General features: G+C 67.3%; 16 protein-coding genes. 9 read left to right on the top strand and 7 right to left on the bottom strand.

Features of this window, described 5'->3' with window-relative positions:
* Positions 1–29: 29 nt before the first annotated feature.
* Positions 30–293, bottom strand: a complete 264-nt coding sequence (locus GCE86_RS08840; RefSeq protein WP_154226493.1) for a hypothetical protein — start codon at positions 291–293, stop codon at positions 30–32.
* On the opposite strand from GCE86_RS08840, the gene GCE86_RS08835 reads away from it, so the two are divergent.
* Complete coding sequence (locus GCE86_RS08835; protein WP_154226492.1) at positions 264–1,931, top strand: hypothetical protein; 1,668 nt, start codon at positions 264–266, stop codon at positions 1,929–1,931. The genes GCE86_RS08840 and GCE86_RS08835 overlap by 30 nt on opposite strands.
* Positions 1,932–3,511: 1,580 nt before the next feature.
* Here the strand turns inward: GCE86_RS08835 and GCE86_RS08830 are convergent.
* Positions 3,512–5,167 carry an XRE family transcriptional regulator gene (locus GCE86_RS08830; RefSeq protein ID WP_154226491.1) on the bottom strand — a complete coding sequence of 552 codons (1,656 nt, stop codon included), beginning with the start codon at positions 5,165–5,167 and terminating at the stop codon, positions 3,512–3,514.
* Positions 5,168–5,579: 412 nt separating this feature from the next.
* Here GCE86_RS08830 and GCE86_RS08825 point away from each other — a divergent pair, with 412 nt between their 5' ends.
* The 5 genes from GCE86_RS08825 to GCE86_RS08805 all read left to right on the top strand — a co-directional run bounded on the left by GCE86_RS08825 (position 5,580) and on the right by GCE86_RS08805 (position 11,074).
* Positions 5,580–5,717, top strand: coding sequence for a hypothetical protein (locus GCE86_RS08825; protein ID WP_154226490.1), 138 nt, complete (start codon positions 5,580–5,582; stop codon positions 5,715–5,717).
* 690 nt (positions 5,718–6,407) lie between these two features.
* Entirely contained in the window at positions 6,408–7,331 is a 924-nt protein-coding gene (locus GCE86_RS08820) for a UbiA family prenyltransferase (protein ID WP_154226489.1), read from the top strand.
* Positions 7,328–9,565 carry a PEP/pyruvate-binding domain-containing protein gene (locus GCE86_RS32320; RefSeq protein WP_163636785.1) on the top strand — a complete coding sequence of 746 codons (2,238 nt, stop codon included), beginning with the start codon at positions 7,328–7,330 and terminating at the stop codon, positions 9,563–9,565. Before GCE86_RS08820 ends, GCE86_RS32320 begins: the two co-directional genes overlap by 4 nt.
* A gap of 24 nt (positions 9,566–9,589) precedes the next feature.
* On the top strand, positions 9,590–10,237 hold the full coding sequence (locus GCE86_RS08810; protein ID WP_163636787.1) for a glycerol-3-phosphate acyltransferase: 648 nt from the start codon (positions 9,590–9,592) through the stop codon (positions 10,235–10,237).
* A gap of 111 nt (positions 10,238–10,348) precedes the next feature.
* On the top strand, positions 10,349–11,074 hold the full coding sequence (locus GCE86_RS08805; RefSeq protein ID WP_154226486.1) for a hypothetical protein: 726 nt from the start codon (positions 10,349–10,351) through the stop codon (positions 11,072–11,074).
* Between the two features lie 17 nt (positions 11,075–11,091).
* Here GCE86_RS08805 and GCE86_RS08800 read toward each other — a convergent pair whose 3' ends face one another.
* The 5 genes from GCE86_RS08800 to GCE86_RS08780 all read right to left on the bottom strand — a co-directional run bounded on the left by GCE86_RS08800 (position 11,092) and on the right by GCE86_RS08780 (position 15,466).
* Positions 11,092–12,084 carry a lysylphosphatidylglycerol synthase transmembrane domain-containing protein gene (locus GCE86_RS08800; protein WP_154226485.1) on the bottom strand — a complete coding sequence of 331 codons (993 nt, stop codon included), beginning with the start codon at positions 12,082–12,084 and terminating at the stop codon, positions 11,092–11,094.
* A 75-nt stretch (positions 12,085–12,159) separates the two neighbouring features.
* Positions 12,160–13,233, bottom strand: a complete 1,074-nt coding sequence (locus tag GCE86_RS08795) for a polyprenyl synthetase family protein (RefSeq protein ID WP_163636789.1) — start codon at positions 13,231–13,233, stop codon at positions 12,160–12,162.
* Positions 13,220–13,831: a glycerol-3-phosphate acyltransferase gene (locus GCE86_RS08790; RefSeq protein ID WP_154226483.1), complete on the bottom strand. Its 612-nt coding sequence runs from the start codon at positions 13,829–13,831 to the stop codon at positions 13,220–13,222. Before GCE86_RS08790 ends, GCE86_RS08795 begins: the two co-directional genes overlap by 14 nt.
* 13 nt (positions 13,832–13,844) lie before the next feature.
* Positions 13,845–14,675 carry an alpha/beta fold hydrolase gene (locus GCE86_RS08785; protein WP_244317234.1) on the bottom strand — a complete coding sequence of 277 codons (831 nt, stop codon included), beginning with the start codon at positions 14,673–14,675 and terminating at the stop codon, positions 13,845–13,847.
* A 116-nt stretch (positions 14,676–14,791) separates the two neighbouring features.
* Positions 14,792–15,466: a CDP-alcohol phosphatidyltransferase family protein gene (locus tag GCE86_RS08780; RefSeq protein WP_154226481.1), complete on the bottom strand. Its 675-nt coding sequence runs from the start codon at positions 15,464–15,466 to the stop codon at positions 14,792–14,794.
* A 490-nt stretch (positions 15,467–15,956) separates the two neighbouring features.
* On the opposite strand from GCE86_RS08780, the gene GCE86_RS08775 reads away from it, so the two are divergent.
* From GCE86_RS08775 to GCE86_RS08765, 3 genes are all read left to right on the top strand, one after another.
* Entirely contained in the window at positions 15,957–16,721 is a 765-nt protein-coding gene (locus GCE86_RS08775) for a hypothetical protein (RefSeq protein ID WP_154226480.1), read from the top strand.
* Positions 16,722–16,812: 91 nt separating this feature from the next.
* Entirely contained in the window at positions 16,813–19,155 is a 2,343-nt protein-coding gene (locus GCE86_RS08770; RefSeq protein WP_154226479.1) for an NACHT domain-containing protein, read from the top strand.
* 136 nt (positions 19,156–19,291) lie between these two features.
* On the top strand, positions 19,292–19,909 hold the full coding sequence (locus GCE86_RS08765; protein WP_154226478.1) for an SNARE-associated domain-containing protein: 618 nt from the start codon (positions 19,292–19,294) through the stop codon (positions 19,907–19,909).
* The last annotated feature ends 193 nt before the right edge of the window (positions 19,910–20,102 follow it).

Raw genomic sequence — 20,102 nt, 5'->3', positions numbered from 1 at the left:
TTCCGCACATGCCAAACGGGGGCATCCGGCTATCCATCGACCTCAACTCGTCGGCCATCGCCGCCACCGCCGACCGACACGGCGCCCGGATCCCCATCATGCTCGACGGTCACCTCGCCATGCCGCACGGCGTCGCCCTCGACCCCACCGGCCACATCCACGTCGGAGTGTCCGCAGCGTCCCAGCCGTCGGCGAACCATCAGTTCGTCGGCGACCCGCTGGAGCTGCTCGGCAGACCAGCAGCAGACCAGCCGATCGACGGCGTGCAACTGCTCGCCGCCCAGCTCTGGCATGTCGCCGACCAGGCCGCCCGTCAGATCGGTGAGCCGATCACCGCCCTCACCGTGACCATCCCGCCGACCTGGGGACCGCGCCGCCGGGCACAACTCGCGGAAGCGGCAGCGCGGGCCAGCCTGGCCGCCCCTGCCATGGTCACCGCACCAGCAGCCCTCGCCGCCTACACCAGAGCCCACGGGCTCACCGCACCTGACGGCTCCTGCCTACTGATCTGCCAGGCCGACCGCCATCCGGTCACCCTGACCATCCTTCAAACAAGCGCCGACGGGTACCGCGAGCTGGCTACACTATCGATCGACCTACCCGGCGACCTGAACCAGGTTCTCGCTCAGCGCATCGTCGACGCGGCCACCACGGACGACGACCCACTGAGAGCCGAGATAGCCCTGTCCCAGCAGGACCCGGACAGCTCGGCGCTGCTGGAATCCGTCCGCCAGGCCAGACAGCTCCTGATGACGCAGGACCGCGCGCCGGTGCTGCTCCCCGCACCCCGCACGCCCGCGGTCATCACCCACGACGACGTCGCCATCGCCGCGCAACCCCTCCTCGACAGGGTTCACGACGCGGTCCGTGACACCCTCGACGCGGCCGACATCGACGGCCAACACCTCAGCGGCGTCGTCCTCCGCCAAGCCGAAGCCATAGCCGGCCTGCAAGACCAGCTCACCACAGCCACCGGCCTCACCCCGGCAATCCTCGCCGACCAGCCCCACGTCCTCGCCGACGGCGCCCTGGCGCTCACGGCACCACACCATCACCCAGCCACCGCCGCCAACACCCACCTACCGCGGGTCCGGCTCCGCGTCCGGGATTTGACCAGCGCCCTCCTGCTCGGCGCCTGTTCTCTCATCCTGCTTCTCCAAGCCATCTTCACCGCGGACATCACCACCACGTTTCTCCGGGTCGTCGGTGTCCGCACCTCCCTACCGCAACTGGGCGCCGCCGGCGCCCTCGCCGTGCTCACGGCATTCGCCGTGGCGCACCTCGCCCCCACTACCTGGCTCGCCGGAGCACACAGCACGTCTGCGCCCGAGCCCGCGACCGGCAGCCTCATCCGACGCGGATACCTCGCCGCCGCCATCGGGGGCGCGATCGCCGCCGGCCTCTACGGCCTGGCCACCGGCACCTCCGTCCGATACGACTACAGCCCATACCTGAAATGGACTCTCGGCTCCGCGGTGCCACTCGCCCTCTGCGCCGCAGTCATCGCCGCGACCGCACCCCGCATCCCCGCCAACGACCTTCCCGCCTGGCTCGCGCGCACCCGGCCAGCGATCCTGCACGCCGCCATCGCCACCACCGGCATCTACTTCATGCGAGCAGCACTCACCATCACCCCACCGGTCGACCTAACCGGCATGCCCGGCCTCATCGGCAGCGCCGGAGCCGCACTCCTCGGCATCGCAACCGCCCTCACCGCCAGCCGAAGCCGCACCATCCGCACCATCACCGCGCCCGGCCTCGGAATCGGCTACGCCATCGTCTTCACCAACGACACCAACGGCGCCGTCATCGCCGGATACCTCGTCGTCCTCACCTGGTGGGGTATCCGCCTCACCGCGCACACTCTGCGACTTGCCTTTCCCACCGCAGGCGCAGCGCTTCGCCGCCTCATCGATGGCCGAGAGGCCTGACAATCGCACCCGAAGGTGCCTGAGCCGCCAACAGATCAGGGGTAGCTCGACGCCGACGCGTCCGAAGAGGCAGCGATCGTCCTCGGGCCCTGACTGCTTGCGGATTTGGGTCAGCAGAAGGGGCCTCCGGCCGGTCGCCGCTGTCCGCGCAGCGGCGGCCAGCGGACCGAATTCGGCCGGTCCTGCAAGACCGACGATGACTACTGTCGAGAGAGGCGCCGCACACGCCGGAGGTGCTGCCCAGTGCACTGCGATTCCCGCAGGCGCCGATTGGCCGGTACTGACACCAGGGTTGACGAGTGCCAGAGGGCTCGTAGGGAGTGGACCTTGTCGCAGTTGCTTCAGGGGATTCATGGCGCACCAGGGGTGACAGTCCGGCCGCGAAGTAATCATGACGATTGGGGGCGATCGTGCGGACCGTACCTGGATCTGGTCCGCGTGCGCCCCGAGCAGTTCCACCGCGTCACGCGGTCATGCGGGGTCAGCGCCTGCCTGGTGTGTGCCGGCACCGCCTGGCCGGACCGTGCTGACGGAGAGGGGCGGTGATCACCACCGCCCCTCTGCCGTGGGAGTGCCACCTATGAACAAGCTCTTTGTTTCGCGAAGGCTTGCCCGCTCCCCACGCGCCCAATGACTCCCCAGTAGTCCACCCATGCTCCAGAAGGCCGCGATATGTAGCAAGCATAGTTTTCAGGAGACCAGAGTTCGAGATGAACATGAACGCCAGCGTCGTTCTTTACTTGATAGCAATCGCTGTAATCCCAGCGCTTCGAATATCCAATGACCGCCCCATGAGGCACCCACTGTCCGCGTGAAACGGGAGGAGAGTCCAGGTGCGCGTACCTTGCCCAACCGGTCATAACCCCGTTGTACCAAAAGTCAACCTTAACGGTCCAGCCAGCCCAGTAACCGCCGCCGCAGGTGCCCGTGACGTCACTGATGTAGTACTGCACTCCGCCTACCTGCGATGCAGGCCAGGCGCGGGTGCGGACGGTCCATCCTGCGGGCGCGTAAAAGTCGGTAGCCCAGTCGCCACCCCAAATGATGTGGTGGTAGTCGGGGTAGCCCGGCTGCGTCCCATAACTGGCCCAGTTTCCGGACATCGGTGGCTGCACGTTAACCACGGGCGTCGCCGCCATTGCTGGAGCGCTCGGAAGAGCTAGCGGCATAATCGCCCCTAGGACAAGAGCCGATAAGCAAGCAAGGGCCTTTCTAATTCCCATTTGGCCTGCCCAACCCCTTAACGCTCGCAGCCATCTTGGGGCCACAGGGATTCTCTGGTCGCGCATCTGTCCTCCTCGGCTGGACACCATTTGGACCCCTAGCTGCCTTGAGTCGGCCCCTGCCACAGGTCAGGTCCGCGACTAAGTGGCGTTGACGCGAACGCAAAGCACTGAGCTGAGGATCCACCACGCCTTCGCAGGCGGATGACCCGTTGCAGGCGACGGGGACGAGTGCAATAAATCAGTTCCTACCCGAAGCGGTCGTGACGGCACGTGTCGTGATGCCCGCCAGCGCCGGCAGGCCGTACGGCGGCTGTCTCCTGGGAGCGGCGATCCGGTGAGCCTGCTGCGGTGCGGCTATCGGTTCGCGCTCTCGTACACGGACCTCCGCAGATTGAGCCACCAGCCAGCGGCGGCCCGGGCGGGATGGGGGGCATCCGGACGTGCGCGGACGCGGCAGAGCAGAGCGCTGTTGCGCGTAATACCGAGGCCATAGATCAGCCCGTTCAATACCGACGCGCTCGTCCCGCTCCCGGTCGTCCGCCAGAGTCGGATGTGCTGGTCGATCGCACCTGTCCAGTAGTGGTCGGGGCTGCTGCCGCCTAGGTGTCCGATCGCCGAGGCCGCCGCGAGGGTGACCACGGCGGGCAGACCGGTAGCGACGGTCAGTCGCTCGACGAGAGCGCGCTGCTCGCCGCTTCCCAGGATGCGGAGTGCTTCGAGCAGTGCGCGGGCTACCTCGGTGCTGCCGTTCGCAATCTGGCCGGCGAGCTCAAGCGCCAGGGCGGACGCCAGTGGCGCACGGTATGGCGTGCCGAACAGCAGGATCGCCGCGTACAACCGCACGTCGAAGACCGGACTGAACAGCATCTCCTCGACCAAGCTGGGCAGCAGCGTGTCCGGAAAGCGTGGAGCTTCCCTGGCCATACTGGCCACTGTGGTGTTGGCGATCCGCTCCGCCAAGGAGCGCTTAGGGTTGGTTCCGTGCGGAAGACGGTGTGCGACGGCGGCCGAGTTGGCCGCGTGGCGCAGCCGCTGGCGAGCGTCGGCGGGCAGGTCCGCCGGGATCCGCCGCAGCAGTTCGGTGGCGAGCAGCCTGGTGTCCTCGTAGTAGGCGGGATCGATGGCGAGCTCGTTGACGATCGGCACCAGCCGTCGTATCTGGGACTCGGTGAAGTGCCCGTAGCGCACCTTGCGAACGCAGGCGAGCAGAGCGCCGTACTGGGCCCGATCGTTGGTGGGATTGATGAGCTGTCTGATTACGTGTGCAGCCGCGTCGGGGTGGGGGCTTGCGTCCAGCACACTGACCGTCTCCACAAACACCTGGTTGGAGCGGTCGGCTGCGAGGCTGGCGCAGGCCGCGACTGCCGGCTGCTGCCCAAGCGGGTGGGCGAGCAGGCGATTGAGTGCCTCATAGCGCTGAGCCCAGGCCACGCCGTCGGCCACAATCATCTCGGCCAGGAGCCGCTCCGCCAAGAGCGCCCACGTAGACTGGGGCAGAATGACCTGACCTGCCCCGGCGACCAGTGCCGTCAACTCATCCCACTCCGCCCCGGTTACCACGTCGTCAGATCGCACGGCCTCCAGCAGCTCGTCCATACGATCGACGGTCGCCGGTACGTAATGGTGCGGCGGCCTCTGCAACAAGGGCGCGGCGCCGGAAACCGCAGCGGAGTAGCGGTAGATGCTATCGATCAGGACGACGAGCCGATGTGCCGGCAATTGTAGGAGCTCCTCGTACCGGCGCACCGCCAGGTAGGGCACGCGGACCGCAGCTGTCTCCCACCGCGAAATCCGGTGGATGCTCGTGCGCTCGGCCCAGCAACCGCCTTGGAAGTCGGCGGCGAAGTCCAACTCCCGCTGCCACCGCTCCTCCGGCCCGTAGAGGCGGTTGACCCGGAGCAGCCAGCCGATCCGGTGCTGTTGCTCCGACCATCCGGCCCGTCCCGGCGTCGGCCGGGGTGTACGGTACGGCCGACCACGACGGCTCCCGGAACCGCTCTGGGCATCCATGACCCCTTTATTGCACTCGGCGGGTAGGCGTGCAATCAGCCCGTTGCACCCCGGCCACTCACCCGATCATTGGCGGTGATGAAAGCACCTGTAAATTTTTCAGAACGAAAGATCGAGAAGTGAACAGTCTTCAGATGCGCGGGACCGCCCCGGACAGCACGATCCATATTGCCGGGAGGACAAGCAGCGTTCATCATTGGCTGGACCGCCCTTCGAGGGCCACTACTCGGCCGCCGGCGCGACGCAGACCCCGCGCCAGATGCAGGACTTCCAACTGCGGGCAGGGGCTGGAGCGACATCGGCTACGACTTCCGCATCAACTCGGTCACCGGCCTTATCTAGGAGGGCTGGAGCTGGACCCGCTGTGCGCGCACTGCGCCGGCCACAACACCGAGGCCATCGGCGCCTCCTCATGGGCAAGGAGCAGGCGGGCCGCAAGGACGTCTCCGAGGCCGCCCGCCGCGCCGTCAAGTGGCTCTATGACGAAGCCGACGACCGCACGGGCAAGTGGCTCCCACTACTCGGCCACAGCGACCGCAGGGCCACCTAGTGCGCTGGCGACGAGTTGGTGCCCAGTCGGAGACGTTGAAGATGGTCTCGGCGGCGGCACCGCCGATCACTACCGCTGCTACATCCACCCGTGGCCGCAAGCCGAGACTGGCCAGGCCCTGAGCTGCATCGCGTGCTTCTTGTGGACGGCCAGGTCTGCTAATACTCCAACGTCACTTGATCTTCGTTGACCTCGTGTGCGAGCCGGCGCTGGTAGTCCGGTTGTCGGGTTCGGGCTTGGGATGTTCGTCTCCGGATGGACCAGCGTAGGGCGCCAACCACATCGAGACAACGGTTTCCACCACTGACACCACTGCCTCCTGTTGGCGGCAGCAGGTCAGCGGCTGGGGCCCATCAGGACGCGCCGACAGATGTTCGAGCGTGGGCCGCCGACAACACCGTCACTATCGGCGGCGGAGACGAGGCGTTAGGTACTTGCGCTCCGTCTCCCTGCTTGCGGGTTGAGCCAACACGGCGCATGCCGTCTTCTCACCACATGATCGTTTGGTGAGAACCCGCTGCGTACACCCGCCTCCGAACCGGACGTTCGTTTCCAGACGAATCATGTCAGCAGTCGCTGTTGAGCTAACTCCAGGGTACCCGACAAGGCGAAACAATATTGACTGAACGGATTACCTCGGCGGCCTCGTGATGGAGTTGGCGCCGTATCCCCACACCTACGATACGCGGTGTGGCGGACAAGTCGGAGCTGTCGTCGGTGATCACGCCCGATACCGTTCAGCGCAGGACCCGCGAGGATCGGCAGACGATCACAGGGCGAATCGCTGCGGTGCTGACGATCGTGCGGATACGAAGTTGCATCGCCGGAGCGGCGGCGACCCTCGTCGGTTGTTACCTCGGAACCGGCACCATGGTAGGAACGCCCGCGCGGAGCGCAGCAGCGGCCGCGAGCATCGCCGCCGCCATTGCGTTCGCAAACGTGGTGAATGATATTGCGGATGTCGACGTCGATGCCCTCGGCAAGCCTGATCGACCGCTGCCAGCTGGTCGCATTTCATCGCGCGGCGCGCATACCGCGGCAGCCGGAGCCGCATCTCTGGCCATGGTTTCCACCGTTCCGTTGGGAACCACTCTGATCGCCGTCATGGCGGCCCTGCTGGTCGTCTCGTTCCTGTACTCGGCCCGGTTGAAGGGCACCGTTCTGTTCGGCAACGTTCTGGTTGCCGCCTGCGCCAGTTCTCCACTCCTGTTCGGCGCCGCTGCTGCCGGCAACGTGACCGGCCAAGTGCTGTGCGCTGCGCTCCTCGCCTTCGAGTTCATGCTCGCGTACGAGGTACTCAAGACGTTGGCCGACAGGGCCGGCGATGCAGCGGCCGGACTACGGACCCTCGCAACTGCGACACGATTCCGGACTTCGACAAGGACGTTGGTTGCTCTCGCCACCGCACTCACGATCACCGTGTTCGCGGCCGTGCCTCTCACCCGTAGTCTGCTCGTGTACGTCACGATTGCCGTACCTGTTCTAGTCGCTCCGATCTGGTACGTCGTCTATCGACTGCACCGCGGGCGGCCGCCAGTGGACATATGGGATCTCATGCGGTTCATGCGACGGGCCTGGTTGCTCGGGACGGTCGCCCTGCTGGCGCTGCGATGACAGCGGAGATAAGTTGCCCCCCGGTCGTCGGGCTAGACGAACCGCTCGCCTGCGACCCCACGCTGACCGGCGGCAAGGCGGCCACCCTGGCCACGCTGCGGCAGGCTGGATTTCCGGTGCCTGGCGGTGTTGTGGTGACGGTGCCAACGCTCTCAAGAATCCGTCCAGAAGAGCACAACAAGCCCATAGTTCCCGACTGCGTCCGCCGGTCCCTCCAGTCGCTGGTTGAGGAACAACCGGAGGCATCATGGGCGGTGCGGTCGTCTGCCGTTGCGGAGGACTCCGACGCCGCGTCGTTCGCCGGCCAGTACGAAAGCTATCTCGACATCCGAGGCGTGGCTGGCCTGGAAGCGGCCGTGGTCGCCTGCAGCCGCTCCGCCCGGCAGTCGCGGGTGGCCAGCTATCAAGCCGAAGTCCGGATAACGGATGCGCGCATGGCGGTCCTTGTGCAGCGGTACATATCCGCCGAGCTGGCCGGGGTCGCCTTTGGCGCGGACCCGTTGACCGGTCATCGGAACACCATCATCGTAAGCGCAGTCCGGGGTAGCGGCACCAGCCTGGTAGGCGGCGTGACCATACCTGAGGAATGGGACGTGGTGGCTGGCAAGGCGCGCTGCCGTCAGCCGGCCGGAGGCATACTTACCGCGGCTGATGCGCGGATGGTGGCGGACCTCCTCCAGACCATGCAGGCGCAGCTTGACCGGCCCCAGGACCTGGAGTGGGCAATGGTGGACGGCAGGATCGTGGTGCTGCAGCTACGTCCGATGACCGCCCTGCCCGCGGAGGTAGCGTGGACGGCACCGACGCGAGGTGGCTGGTTACGCACCATCCGCCTCGGCGAGTGGCTGCCCGAGCCGGTCGCGCCGCTGTGCGAGTCCTGGTTGCTGAAGCGGATTGAGGAACGCTTCCGCCAGCGGCAGCGGGAGGTAGGTGGTTTCCTCGCGCCGGCGCCCTTGCATGTTCTGGTCAATGGCTGGTACTTCCACTCCCCGATCGGCGTGGGCAGCCAGACACTCCTTGTCACCGGCCTCCTCCGTCGTCCGCGGCTCGCGCTGGCGACGCTCGTCGGCCGCCGCCGACCAGAGTGGTCCGACGTCATGGCGCACCGGCGCTATGCGCGGGAGTGGCACGGGGACCTCCTGCTCCGCTACCGCTCCGCCGTCGCCCGCTTGACACCGCAGGTGGAGACGGCGGAACCGACTGAGCTGCTCGCCATCGTCGACGAACTCGCCGACCTGGCCGGCGAATGCTTCTGGTCCTTGGTCCTGAGCGGTGGTGCTGCCTGGCGGGCTGAAGAAGCCCTTGACCGCTTCCACCGTCGCCACCTGGCCCACCGGGTGCCGGTACCGAGTAAGACCCTGTTGCAGGGTCTGTCAGACCACCTGCCGCAGCCGCATGCCGTGTTCAGCCTGGACTGGATCCATCCGACCCTTGGAGAGCTAACACCGCACGCGACGACGGACGGCAACCTCCAGTTGCGGCAACGCCGTGCGGCGGTCGAGCGGGTGGCCGCCGAGAATGCATGCCGACGGGCATTGCGGGGGCGGGCACGCCGCCGGTTCGACCGTTTACTCGAGGTGACGCAGCGGGCCGCCCTCCTGCGGCAGGAGCACAGCGACTGGTTCACGGTCGGATGGCCGACGATGCGGAAGGCCATCTTGCGGGTCGGCGAGGCGTTGTTCGCGGGCAATCTCATCAACGATCCCGACGACGTCTTCTTCCTGACCAGGGCCGAGCTGGCGGCGGCCAGTGGCGGGAAGGTGACCGGCGATCTCCGGGCGGTGGTGGCCGAGCGCCGGCAGGAGCGGAACCGGCAGCGCCGGCTGACACCGCCGAGCATGATCGGCAGGTTGCCTTTGCTGCTCTCCCGGGTCTTGCTTCCGTCCCTCGGCCCGTCCGCCGGCGCGGGGGCGAGTGGGACCTTGCGGGGCGTGGCCACGAGCCCCGGGAGGGCCACCGGGCGGGTGCGGGTATTGCGAGACCCAACCGCTATCGACCAGGTTGGTGTCGGTGAAGTCCTCGTCGTGCCCGCTGCGGTACCGGCGCTCACCGAGGTGTTCGGCCGGATCTGCGCGTTGTGCGTCGACAGCGGCGGCGTGGCGGCGCACGCCGCGATCGTGGCACGGGAATACGGCCTTCCAGCCGTAATGGGGCTGGTCGATGCCACCACTCGTCTGGCGGACGGCATGGCCGTCACGGTGGACGGCACCAGCGGGGTCGTCGAAATCCAGTAGCCGTGCGACGACTGGAGGATGGGTGTGGCGGACCACGTGTGGGACTTCGCAGTGCTCGTGCTCGCGTACCTCGTTGGAGCGGTTCCGTTCTCGAATCTGGTCGCGCACCGGTACGCCGGTCTGGATCTTCGCCATGCTGGCACCGGCACAACGACACCGGCGAACCTTCACCGGACAGCCGGCCTGCGTCCGGCCGTCCTCGCCGGTGTGCTCGAAGTAGCCAAGGGAATGGTGGGACCAGCGCTGATCGGCCCGGACCGTCCGCTGCTGGCCGCGGTGGCTGGCGGGCTCGCCGTCACGGGCCACAACTGGTCGCCACTGTTGCGGGGGCGGGGTGGCCGGGGCATCTCCACGGCGACCGGAGCCCTGCTGGTGGTCGCATGGCCGGGCGCCGTCTTCATGTTCGGGTGCCTCGTGATGGGCATATTGACGCGTCGGGTCCTGGTGTTCATGCGTGCGGCGGCGTTCGCACTGCTGCCGCTGTTGGGCTTGATCGACGGAAGACGCGGGCTACTTCTCGGTGCCATTCTGGTCGGCCCGATCGGTTTCAAGACCACACACGAGATCTTTCGGCGTCGACTCCTTGATCCCCTTGTGCGTCGTGGGGCCAAACGCAGTGGAGACGGTACGGACATTGTCATCCGCGGGTGCGGCCGGGACGCTCCGCCCTAATTGGCGAGGCGAATCGCACGTGCCATTCCGCATGCCGGCGCCGTCCGTATGGCGGGCAACCGCGAACGATAGGAGGGTTCCCGGATCGTCATGCGGCGGAAGAATGTCTTCATGACAGGCGAACACAGGCCGGACCAATTTGCCGATGTGGCCCGGTACGTGCGATCAGCCGAATATGAAGCGGACCTTGCCGCATGCCGCGCAGTGTGGTCCACGCCCGGAGTTGTGGAGACCGCGGGCAGCTTCGTCTTGCTGACGTACTTTGCGAACCCGACGTTGTTGGCTGTGCGCGCCGCAGGCCCCACCGCTTCGCTTCGGACGGCCATCGACGGTCACCGCGAAAGGGAATTCCTGAATGGAATCATCGGGCTCGGGGCGGGCGGCCCAGGAAACGCCGGCATCCGGGACGAGAAGGTCATGCGTAGAGCTGAACGGTTGCGGGAAGCCCATCTGCAATATCCCGGAATGACGGTGCCATACATGCACTTCATCGGCGGATTGCTCGCGATCGCGCCGCTTCGTCTGCGCGCGCACCGCGACGAGCAGCTGTCGCCTGCCGTCGGCGAGCGCTACTGGTGCTACATCACCAACGTCATGCGGTTGCTTGCCGCCAACCTGGCCACCGTGCCAGCGACTGAACGGTCCTGCCGGGAATTCGACCAGTCGACGGCTGGGCCGTCACCGGAGGGAGAAGAGCTGATCAGGGCGTTCTCCGGCCGGCATCCCCGCCATGTCGCACAAGCGATGCCGATGCTGTTCCCGGCGTCGCGGCGGGTGGTTGACGGCGCCCTCGACAGGCTGAACGACCGGGTGAGGGTGAGCCGGTCGTTCGGCTGACGGTCCGTCGTCGTCGCTCATCCGGCGGTGGCTGCTGCCCTTCGATGAAGCCGTAGCCATAGGGGCAGGCCGACGAGCGCCACAGCCCAGTAGGAGAATGCTCGATACACCAGCGTCGTCGAGGTCGCAGGTAGCACATCGACGCCTGCGGCGCAGAGCACCATCACCAGGGTCGGTTCCGCGACGCCGAGGCCGCCAGGAATCGGAGAGATAAACTTGCCGGCCTGCACCGCGAGGTACGCGGTGCCAACGACCGCCAGTTCTACGTCGATCTTCATGCTGCGGGCGACGGCGGCGAGGCAGCACGCGTCCGCAAACCAATTGAGGACAGCGAACGCCACGGCGGCGTACCAGTCCTGCTCTCGCAGCCGGCGCATCGCGTCGAAGGTGTCGCGCCCGAGCTTCCGACTTCGACCCATGCGCCACCAGCGTCGTACGACCCAGGAGGGGGCACGCATCCGCCGGCGTGGTTGGGCGGTGCGGTGTTGCCAGTATCGCAGCAGGAGCGGAGGCAGTGACCGCAGCATTGCCGGGAGGGCCAACGTGATCGCGAGTGCCACCGCAATCGTAGCGGCTCCCTCCATCTGCAGAGCCTCGCCGACGCCGGCCAGCACCGCTCCAGGCAGGCAGAGAGCCATGAGGCCCAGCACCGATGCGGCTCCGGACAGGGCGACCGTGGCGACGGCCGCATCGAGCGATGCTCCGCCGGCGCGCAACTGCCGCACCGTGAACGCGGTCGCTACGGCTGATCCGCCGGGCACTGTGATCGCGACCGAGGACTGCGCATAGGCGATGCCGACGGCGCGCCACGGCGACATGCGGGTGCCCAGGGCTCGGAGCAACCGACGTTGTTGCTCCGCGAGCATCACGACCGACCAGATGCTGAGCACCGCGGCGCCGGCGAGCCATCCCGGTGCGGCCGACGTCAGCAACGCAAGGCTCCGAGGCACGTAGTGAAGCTGATGACGCAGTGCCAGGGCGGCGATCAGCAGAACGGCGACGGCGGTCATGGTGGACACCGCACGGCGGCTGGTACGCGGGAAGCGGCCCGGAGCGCCACCGACTGACGTGTTGATGGCCGGACCTCAGACGTGCGCTGTGATGGCGGGGTCCTGCCAGGGGATGCCCGCCCGCCGCATCACCGTGTCGATCAGGCGGGCCATGCCGGCGCTGCGACCGGTCGGCATGTTGGCGGCGTGCTCGGCGGCCAGGTGAGTGGCCTCCTGGGCGAGGTCTCGGCGGAGGGCATCGGCGATTCCGTGCCGGTGCATCAGGTCCAGCAACCACTCCCAGCTCGCATCGCGATCGCCCAAGCCATCGCGGATCGACTTGACCGTCTCGCCGTCGCCGGCCGTTGTCAGCACGTCGAGGAGGCGGAGCAGCGGAGCGTTCAGTTTGCCACCCCGGAAATCCTCGAGTCGGGGACGACCGAGCACGGTCTCGTCACCGAAGGTGTCGAGGTAGTCATCCACCCCTTGGTAGAAGGAGCCGAAGGCCAGGCCGAAGTCCCGGACTGTGTCCGTATCCGGCGCTCCGGCGATGACCGCTCCCATCGCTGCCGCACAGCCGAAGAGGGAGCCGGTCTTCCACCGCACCATCGAAAGGTAAGGAAAGTCTGCAGGCTGTCCGTACCAGCCGGCGCCCCACCCGATGTCAATGCTCTGTCCCATGACCAGACACGTGGCGGCGGTGTCCAGCTCACGGTGCAACGCCAGCTTCTGCTGGGGCGTCGGCCCATCGCATCGATGGATTAGGTGGTAGGAGAGAGACCTGGTGACGGCGGCGACGTTGATCGCGGTACTCGTCGCCGCGGTGGTGTGCAGGGCCGGACGGCCCCGTCGAACGTCAGAGTTGTCCTGCACGTCGTCGAGGACTAACGACGCGAGGTGGTACAGCTCCACGCTGGTGGCGGGCGCGACAATGTCCTGCCAGCTCCGCCCGTACGCCTCCGCGACCGTCCAGGCCAACAGTGGTCGTAGCCGCTTGCCGCCTCTGGTCAGCTGCGATGCCACCATACGGCGTAGTTCTGGCACCGGCCCCCAGTCCCAACGGTCGAGTTCGGCGAGCATCATCTGTTCGACGGCGTCGAGAAAGAGCCTGTCGTGCGTCAAGTCGCTGTTGGTCAGCATCAACACTGTCCGTTCGTCAACGCCGGTCACGGTCGTACACCGCTCGGGTCCAGTAAGTGCGGGCGCTGGCCGGTCGACCGTACGTTCCATTACCGGCGATCCGCTTGGCCAGCATCGGCGCGGCCACCGCCGCGCCGAACAGGGCAGCCCGCCGGCCGCCGGTGAGCGCGAGCAGTGGCGTCAGGAGAGTTTGGGCGAGGAAACAGCCGGGAGCGGTGTCCCCCCGCGCGTATCCGCCGAGGATCCCGCCGAGTAGCACTGCGGCGCCGGTGGGGTGGGCGACGGCGAGGGCTCCCAACGCTGGTAGGACGCCCCGGCCGCCGGCGCCCTGGAGAAACGGTGACCAGTTGTGGCCCACCACGACCAGTCCCGCCCCAACCGCTCGCGTGCCCGGCGGCAGATGCCGGATCATCAGGGCGGCGGTCGCTCCCTTGCCGACGTCCAATAGGCAGACGGCAACAAACGGCAGATGGCCAGCAACCCGGAAGACGCCAGTGGCGGAGACGGTTCCGTTGTCGACGCGACGCAGGTCCTGGGCGGCCGCGACTCGCGCGACCCACTGGGCGAACGGGACGGAGCCGAGCAGCAGGGCTGCGGCCAGTCGGCTGGTGTGTGTGCGCCTGCTCATCCTCGCCTCCGGCTCACGGTCCGCTCGTAAGGTCCGGCACCCGGGGCAGCTCCACCTCGTCACGCCGGGCCGGTGATGCGGTGCCGCGTCCGTTGGCCGCGACGTGCTCGGCCCGGCTGTCCTCCACCACGGCCTCGAGGATCTGCCTCCAGTGGGTAAACATGAGGTAGTGGCCAGCGTCGGCGGTGAAGGACGACCGGCTGTGCCGAATCGCAGTGGCGAGGCGGCGGCCGAACTCGACGTTGACGATCGTGTCCGACTCGCCGTGCCAGATTCGAACCGGCGTGCTGATGGCTGCCGGGTCGAAGCCCCAATCGCGCGCCAACAGCAGCGCGTCGTGATAGATCCCGACTTCTGCCTGACAGAACGCCTCCTGCAGACTCGACACACGCATGGCATGCATCGCGCCATCGCCCAACACCTGCTGGTCGGCTGCGGGGAGGCCGGCGATGTGCCGATCGAGCAGACGACGAACATGCGGACGGATCAGCCGCACCCCGAGCCAGAGTGTCGGGCGCGCCAACGGTGGCACGAGTCTCAGCCAGAAGATCAGCTTCCGGAAATCGGAGGTGGCCAGCAGCTTCCAGGCACCCGTCGAGGGCGGTCCGACGCCGCTGATGAGCGTGGCCGACATGACGCGATGCGGCAGGCTGAAGGCGCAGGCGGCGGCATATGCGGCTCCGGCTGAGCGGCCGACCACCGCGAACGACGAGATGGCGAGGTGATCGGCGACCGCTTCCACGTTGGGGGGCCAGTGGAGCAGCATTCGACCTGGCTCCGGGTCGGAGCGACCGACACCGGGGCGGTCGATCGTGATGAGTCGGATCCCGAGCTCCTCGATCACGGACACGTCCGGTGGGACGGTCAGGCGGCACTCCCCCCAGCCGTGGAAGAGGAAAACTGGTAGACCCTCCGCTGGGCCATACGTGCAGTACGCCAGTCGACGTCCGCCTACCCGAATCAGACCCTCGTCCATGCCGCATCCCTTCTGTCGCGAAGCTGGCCACCCTGGTCAACCAGATCCGCGGCGCCCGGCACCGTGTCGGATGGCCGCCGGGAATGTCTCCTCAGCACCTGCGTGTACGGCCAGACCTCGGCGAGTGCCAAAGCGATGCCGACCCAGAACAGCCCGAGCGGCCAACGCGTACCGGGAGGCGTGATGATGATCAGCCACAGCGACGCATATAGAACCCATGCGCTGGCCCGCGCCATGCGACTGACTGGAAAGCCGTAGCGCCCCCGCGAATACGCCCGCGCGCCCCACAACACCCCTTGCCGAAGCAAGACCAATGCGAAGGCCACTTCCGGAATCCGGCCGGCGTGCATCAACACGACCATGGCCGTACCGATGATCAGCTTGTCGGCAAGTGGATCGACCAGCGCGCCGAGCCGTGACTCCGCTCGCCACCGCCTTGCCAGCCAACCGTCGATCTGGTCCGTAAGCGCGGCTGCGCCGAAAAGCGCGCCAGCCCGCCAGCTGTGCCCGTCCCCGGCTTGGATCAGTGTTACCCCGAAGATCGGTGTAATCAGGATCCGGCCGATGCTGAGGGCGTTCGGGAGGTGTCTGCGCGAAGAACCGGTCCGTCGCAACTGCGGCGGCGGCTGGCGGGTATGTGTCCAGCTATGGCTTTGCATTCGCGAAATAGTCCTTCGGGCACGAGGGAGCCCGGTGCAGGGCCCGGGATGGGCAGCCGTCGGCCGACCGACGACGCCTGTTTCACCCTAGGCAAGCAATCGGTGACGAGGAATCGACGAACGGCTGATATGGCACGCCGTGCGCCGACGGTAACCGCCACATAGTCCGAAGGCGGCGACCTCCCACGGGCCGTAGCGTCGGACGCACCCCAAATCACCGTGGAGGTTGCCGGTGACTCCGTCCAATTCGAGTGCACCGGTGGTCGTCGGCGTGTCGGCGAAGGCGTCATCGGGCGGGAGGGCTCTCCCTTGGGCTCGGCGGCCCATCCCTACCCTCTATCGACTACCGTGGTTACTCATCGCCTTCGCGCCCTGGTACCTGAAGCACATCGTCGTTGCACCGTACCGGCCCCTACCGTGGCGGAGTCGGATAGGTGGGCTGTTCACCGACCTACGACGCCGGCATCGCATCGCGCTCTACGACGGCGTCTTGAACATCATTCTCAACGGCCTGTCATCTCTCGCCGGACGAGCGGTAGGCCTGGTGGCGGGCCGGATCGCGGTCGCCTTCACCCGCCTGGCGTTCTCCTTCGACGACGAGTACGAACGACGGTGCGCCCGGGGCGAGCCGGTCGCATTCGATGACGTCTTCGGTAGTGCGCAGGTAACGGAAGCACTCGGCGAGTGGCGCGAGATCATGCGACCCTTTCCGACCTATCCCGCGCTGCGGAATCACCTGCACGAATCGGTCCGGTCGTTGTATGCGGACTACACGATCGGTGGACGCTCGGCACCTGCGGAGGCCCACTTCGCGCAACTCCTGCGGGCGGCCACGTTGGATTCCGGCGGATTCCTCACGGCGGTGGCACAGGTGGTCGCCCTGTCGATGAACGTGGCACTGCCTGAGCCAGCGTATCGTCAGTTCTCCGCACTCGGCATATTGGGCAAAGCCGCCGATGACATGATCGATTTTCGGGCCGACCTCCAGGCGGAGCGCCCCAATCTCCTGGCGGCGCTGGTTCGGGAGCATCCGTCGGAATCCGACCCCGTCCAGCTCGCGTCCGCGAGCGGCGCCCGCATGAACACCGTCTGGTGGCGAAGGCACTGTCCCGCAACCTGGCAGCGGTATCTGGCCGAGTGCTCGACGCGCTATGCGACGCTCAGCACGTGCTGGCTGCGACTTGCTAGCCACCTCCTGTGGGTCCCGGCCCTGCTCGGCAGGTCCACGACCAGGGACGTCCGCGGACGATTGTGAGCGCCGCACGACATCAACCAACGCCACGGAGTCTCGGCGGTCCCTCCTCATGATGTAGGTGCTCGATATGCAGCGTCAGCATTCGCGGAGAGTGCGTATTGCGTTCGTAGTGATCGGCATGACTGTCGGATGGCTCACTCTTCCCGCCTTCTTCTTGATCAACGATCGCAACGAGGGGAGCATCCTGGTGCAGACCACCATTACGGTGGTGGTCGGGACCGTCGGGATGTTGTCCTTCCTCCCGTCCCGACCCGACAAACGCACGCTGGACGATGCTGCTCGCGAGCTGGCGCGCGCCGTACACCAGCGTTGGACCGAGGCGGCCATGGAGCGGCAGCTCCGTCACCCGGCACCGATTCCCGTGCGGCTGCTGCCGTCGACCGTGGGCGTCGGGCCGGCGAGGGCTCCGATGAGCCTCTCAAGCCCAGCCCCACGGGACACGGCCAGCTTGTCGGCTCTCTACGACCTGCCGGACTGCGATCGCTTGGTGCTGCTCGGCGGGGAGGGCACCGGAAAGTCCAGCGCTGCGATGCTGCTATTACTCGACGTGCTGAACCGTTCCACGAGCGACGGTGACCGGGCGAAGGCCCGCGTACCGGTCCTGTTCTCACTGACCGGTTGGGATCCGGACGAAACCGACCTGGAAGACTGGCTCGTGGAGCGGATGACGGTCGAGTATCCGTTTCTGAAGGCTCCGGACTACGGCCCCGACGTGGCCCGCCGACTGCTCGTCGAAGACCGGCTGGTGGTCTTGCTCGACGGTCTGGATCAGCTGCCGGTCGGGCTCCGCAGTTCCGCACTACAAGCGCTGAATGGACAGGCGTCATTCCAGCTCGTCCTGATCTCCCGGACGGACGCCATGCGAGACGCAGCGGCAGGAGGCTGGCTGGTCTGCGCGGTTGCGTTCGAGCTGGTCCCGCTGAGCAACCACGAGGCCGCAGACTACCTGGGGAGCTGCCGGCCGCAGGAGGACGCGGGCCCATGGTGCGACCTGGTGGAGCACGTGCGGAACGACTCCGACAGTCCAATCTCCCGGGCACTGTGCACCCCGTTGATGCTCAGTCTGGTCCGCGACAACTACGCCTTCGCGCAGGACCCACGGCCGCTGCTGGATTTCATCAACCAACACTTCACCGACTCGACCGAGGCAGAGGGGTACCTCCTCGACCGAGTGATTACTGCCGCCTACACCGATCGACCGAGGCGTCCCCGCCGATCACGCAGGCCTCACTACAAAATGGAGGAAGCCCGGCGCTGGCTGGCCTATGCGGCGCACGAAATGCAGGTACGGGGCACCGAGGACCTGGCCTGGTGGCGAATTCGCGAGTGGCGGCCGCCCACGTTTCGTTTCCAGACCACTGCAGTCGCCGCGACGCTCGGCCCCGGTCTCGTCCTCGGGTATGGATCCGGGCACAGCCTCGTGGCCGCCGCCGTGGGGGGTGCGGCCGGTGGAGGCTGCGGCGTGCTGGTCGGCATCCTGATCGCGCGCCGGATCCCCATGCAGGATTGCCGCAGCCCCCGGCAGTTGGGCTCCATCCGGTGGTCCCGACCAGCGCTAGCCGATCCCAGCAGGGTTGGTTCGGTCGAAGGACGCGTCGACGGGCTGGTGTTCGGGCTACTCGCCGGGCTCGTCTTTGGCTTCGCACTAGGCTTTCGGGTTGGCCGGGGCGTGCTGGCAGCGCTGGTCGCGACTCTGGTCGGCGGGCTCGTGGGGGCGGGCCTCGGCGCTGCGGGCGGCAGCTATGTCAAACGGAAGTCCCGCCCAGAGGCCGAATCGTCCGCGAGGCGCCGCTGGCGGCCCGTCTCGCGCGACAGCATCGGACTGGGAGTGGTATTCGTCGTCCTGGGCGGCGCCGCGGGTTGGGCGTCCGCCCTCGGCGTGGCCTGGGGCACGGTGTTCGGCGTCACGGTGTGGCTGATTCTGCGGATCATCTTCCGGCTGGCCGTCGGCGCGACAATGCCGTCCGCAGACGCTAACAGCCCGATCGACCCCCTTACCTGCTGGCGCCGCGACCGCCTGCATGGTCTCGTCCTCGGGCTGATCTTCGGCCTGGTGTTCGGTCTTGTCTCGGGCGCGGTCCTGGTCGGCCGGACCGGCTTACGACCGTGGACCGGAGCCGGCTTGATGGCATGGATCGGAACCTGGTCGGTCATCGGTTTGCTGGCCGGACGCGTCTACTCGAACACCTGGTCGGTTTCGCTGACGTTCCTCGAACTGCATCGCCGCGGACTGGCACCGCTGCGGATGCTGCGGTTCCTTGAGGACGCCCACCAACGAGGAGTGTTGCGCACGGCAGGCCCGGTCTACCAGTTTCGGCACAGCCGGCTACGGGACCGGTTGGCTGCCCAATGCGTTGAGCCGCAAGCAAGTCCAGCAGAAGCGCCCCGATGGAGCGTCGGGACCGCCCCGGCATGGCGGTCCGTCGATGGCTGAGCGGCGCGGATCCCGGAGACCGCAACCTGGCCGCCTACTCCGCCGCTTGCGCACGCAGCCGGCCTGGGGACTCGCTGATTCCGCTGGAGCGGGGACGAGCGGGCAGTCCGTCGGCCGTCCACCGGTGCGCCTCACGGTGCTGCTGATCGTGGTGGCCGCGCTGTTGGCAGCTACCGGCGCCGCCAACACGCTGTGGCCCGTGCTTCTGCGGGACCATCCGCTCCTGTTGCCTGTTCTGGATGGTCGAAACCGGTACCTCCTGCTGGCGAGCGTCAAGGTCGGGATGGTTCCGCTTCTCGCCGTGGGCATCACCCGGCGCACGATCGCCCATGTCGCGTACTACCTGCTCGGCCGCTGGTACGGCGACAGCGCGATGCAGTGGGTCGCCCGCCGTTCCCCCCTCTGGCGGAGGGCGTTGCAGCGGACACGTCGACTGCTGCCGAAGGCCGCCGCAGCAACGGTGTTGGTCACCTCGAGCAACATCGCACGCACCATCGCCGGCGCCACCGGCACATCGCCGATACGCTTCGCGCTTCTCGAGGTCTTCGGCACAGGCCTGCAAATCGCCGCCCTGTTCCTGTTCCTACAGTCCACGGGCGACAGCATCGCGGTGCCCGTCGGAATCCTGGACAACAATACCGCGTGGGTGATGGCAGTGACGCTCTCAGTCGGTTGCGGTTGGCTGCTATGGCGGGCGACGCGGTGGCGCAGGCGCAGGGCCCAGTCCTCGGACAGGTCGCCGGAAGGCGCTTGAGCGCTGACGGTCGAGTCCGCCCCGCCGCGCGCCCACCGGGTCAACTCCGCCATCCGGCCAGTATCGAGGCCGAAGGGTCACCGCACCAACCAATCACATGTGCGAAAGGACGAATTCTCCGCTCAGGGACGATGGTCCTCACCTACTGGCTACGGGAAGGTCGCCCAGCGACCTCATCGGCGTGAAGCGCGAC

This window comes from Micromonospora terminaliae (assembly GCF_009671205.1).
Taxonomy (GTDB): Bacteria; Actinomycetota; Actinomycetes; order Mycobacteriales; family Micromonosporaceae; genus Micromonospora; species Micromonospora terminaliae.
This window is presented reverse-complemented; position numbering and strand designations above follow the sequence as displayed.